Origin of the sequence: Vreelandella stevensii S18214 (assembly GCF_000275725.1) — a bacterium.
Lineage (GTDB): Bacteria > Pseudomonadota > Gammaproteobacteria > Pseudomonadales > Halomonadaceae > Vreelandella > Vreelandella stevensii.
The window spans coordinates 1-2,680 of the sequence record NZ_AJTS01000009.1 but is presented as its reverse complement, the minus strand read 5'-3'; the positions used below and the strand labels follow the sequence as shown (position 1 = coordinate 2,680).

Below are 2,680 nucleotides of genomic sequence, written 5' to 3'. Positions count from 1 at the left end.
CAATCACCGCCAGCACATCTTCTTCATCGTAGCGGGAGTCGCTGAGCATTTCCTGAATATAGGTGGGGTGAATACCGTATTTGCCCGCCAGGTAGTAATAGGGGTTGGTCCCCCAGCCATAATGCTCCTGCATGGGCTTGAAGTGTTTACGCAGCAGCGCCATCAGTGGCACCATGCTGACTGGCTTGTCGCGGCGCGCTGCCAGTTCAATGGCCAGCTCTTCGGTACGCGCATTGCCGGGGCCACGCCCCATGCCTGTTACGGTGGCGTCTACCCAGGTCACGCCTTCGTCGATGGCACGCAAGGTATTGGAAAGCGCCAGACCGAGGTTATCGTGAGTATGAATACCCATGGGGCCTTCCCACTCGGTACGCATCCACTGGATGATTTGCGCTGCCTGGTCCGGATTCATGCTGCCCATGCTATCGGCAAAGTACAACGCGTCCAGCGGGTACGCCTTGGCTTCGCGAGCCAGCGCTTTTACCTCTTCTTCGGTGCGGTCGGCGACCTGCATCAGGTTAAAGCCCACCTTGAAACCACGCTCTTTCAGCCAGGTGACAGCGGGCAGTGAGTTGGCAAACTCATGCACGTGGCAGGCAATACGCACCAGCTCGACCGGGGAGTTCGCGGCATCGTTGGGGAACATACGTTCCAGCGCTTCCACCTGAGGCACCTTGCCCACCAGCTCACTGCCATTGATCATCACCCCCACGGTTAGCCCCGCCGGGATAGTGAGACCACGGATGAACTCATCGGTGGTAAACGCGCAAGGCCCCTGGAACCCCTGGTTTTTCAACGAGCGCAGGCCCAGCTCGACAATATCCACGCCCGCAGCCTGCATGGCTTCCAGGTACTCATGGATCAGCTCTTCCGAGAAGTCCCAGGCGTTGTAGTAGCCGCCGTCGCGGAGTGTGCAATCGAGTAATAGCATAATTACCTCTTTGCCATGTTGGTAAGCATTATTCGCCACCATAGTTTTCAAAAAACCACTTATAGAAATGCAGCTGATTGCCATCCACTATGTGGAGCCAAACAACTAATAACTTGCAGCTTGCTGAGAGGCGTATTAGCAAAAACATTCAAGTTTACAGCTCACTTTATCCTTCGCCCCTTGCGTCGACAAACGCAAACTCCTTAGAAAAACGTTATTAATTAAATTAATCTTAAAATCTTTATTTGGCACTTTTGAGCTTATTACTTTTCTATCAACCCTAGTAAAACTATCAACAATTTTCGAAGTACCGACCCACTCCTGAAAAGCAACTTTATCATTACTACCAAAACCCTTAAGCATACCTTTTTGCAGCACTAAAATGCTATCATCAATCAAACCTGGCTCCACCTTGCCTTTTAATATTGCTAACAACGAAAAATACACCATAAAACTTTTAGATATGTTAGTCGAAGTTTTATAGTAACCCTTCCCAGCAAAGGAAAAATCGAAGCTCTTATTCCAAGCTATCATTTCCTCTATTATACCTAGTGCTTTTTCAAACTCCCCCAGATACAAAAGAGCATTGTAACAGGCAGTTTGTATGGAATTATAAATATGAAAAACATCCTTTCTGATATTATCAGATACGGAAAACCCAAGTGCTTTTTTAACAAAGATCAATCTATGTTGCAAAGCTTCTTCCAAAAGCACATCACTTTCAGCCTCGGCCAATTTATAAATCAAGCACACATAAGCATTTACATTATCAAAAATATCTATATCGGTGCGCTCAACAATGCTTGTAAAAATATCAACTTGCTCAAGCAGTGTTTCTTTTCTTGAAGATCTTTTATATAAATACTCTTTAACCTGCTTGGCATTCATGATCACACTCCTTTAAAGTCATCAAACAACTTCTTAACCTCAAATGCAACAGACTGATACGAAGATCTATTTTTTAAAGACAACATTCTCCCAAATACATATTTGAGAAGACTAACACCATTCATCTCAAGATTATCTAAAAGTGCAGAAACGCTATCTAAATCTGATTCTTGAAGCATAAATGGGTAATCAGAACCCAAGTAATACAATGCATCACCTTCGTTTTTCTCGACAACAATAGCAGCATTGCAATGTGCTGCAGTAAACCCTTTCAAGAAGGGCTTAAACCCATCAATAGTTCTTTTTTGCCTAACCGCATAATGGACATTATAATTTTTCAATTCATCAATCCATTCTCTACTTCGTGTTTTCGTATTTGTTAGAATAAAACTTACCTTACCTTTTAGCTCGTCTTTCCATTTTGCATTTGCTAGCTCACCAAAGTAGCCAATCCTTGCAACATCCTTCGGAGGTTCTATATGCGGAATATCTGGATCAACGTGATGCGTAACCATATGTGAATACTTTTCAGGATATTTTTTCTTATAGTGCATTAACTGTCTAATAGAAGATGCAACCAACACATCAACTACTTCAACTACCTCTTTTTTCTCTGGGTCATCTACATAGTCTGTGCAAATAATATTCTTGTTATTTCTTAGTATCTCAAGCTCTCTTTGCGTAACTTTTTTCAAAAAGCCCTTCGTCAAAACAACAAGCGAGTTCTTGATTTTATCAAGTGCGTGTTCGTTCACATATGCTACATCAATATTTGTTCTATCTCTGACAATCTTAGAAAGCTGCTCGCCGCGCATTACAGTAGAAGCCACCTTCTTTGCTTCCTCACGGTAAACCCATACT

The 2,680-nt window shown here is 43.7% G+C and carries 3 protein-coding genes; all 3 read right to left on the bottom strand.

Features of this window, described 5'->3' with window-relative positions; genetic code table 11:
• Positions 1-931, bottom strand: a 931-nt coding sequence (locus tag HSS18214_RS0100515) for an aldolase catalytic domain-containing protein (RefSeq protein ID WP_016913361.1), incomplete at its 3' end; no start/stop codon positions are given.
• A gap of 135 nt (positions 932-1,066) precedes the next feature.
• Positions 1,067-1,819, bottom strand: coding sequence for a hypothetical protein (locus HSS18214_RS0100510; RefSeq protein ID WP_016913360.1), 753 nt, complete (start codon positions 1,817-1,819; stop codon positions 1,067-1,069).
• A 2-nt stretch (positions 1,820-1,821) separates the two neighbouring features.
• Positions 1,822-2,680, bottom strand: an 859-nt coding sequence (locus tag HSS18214_RS17675) for a hypothetical protein (RefSeq protein WP_040460685.1), incomplete at its 5' end; no start/stop codon positions are given.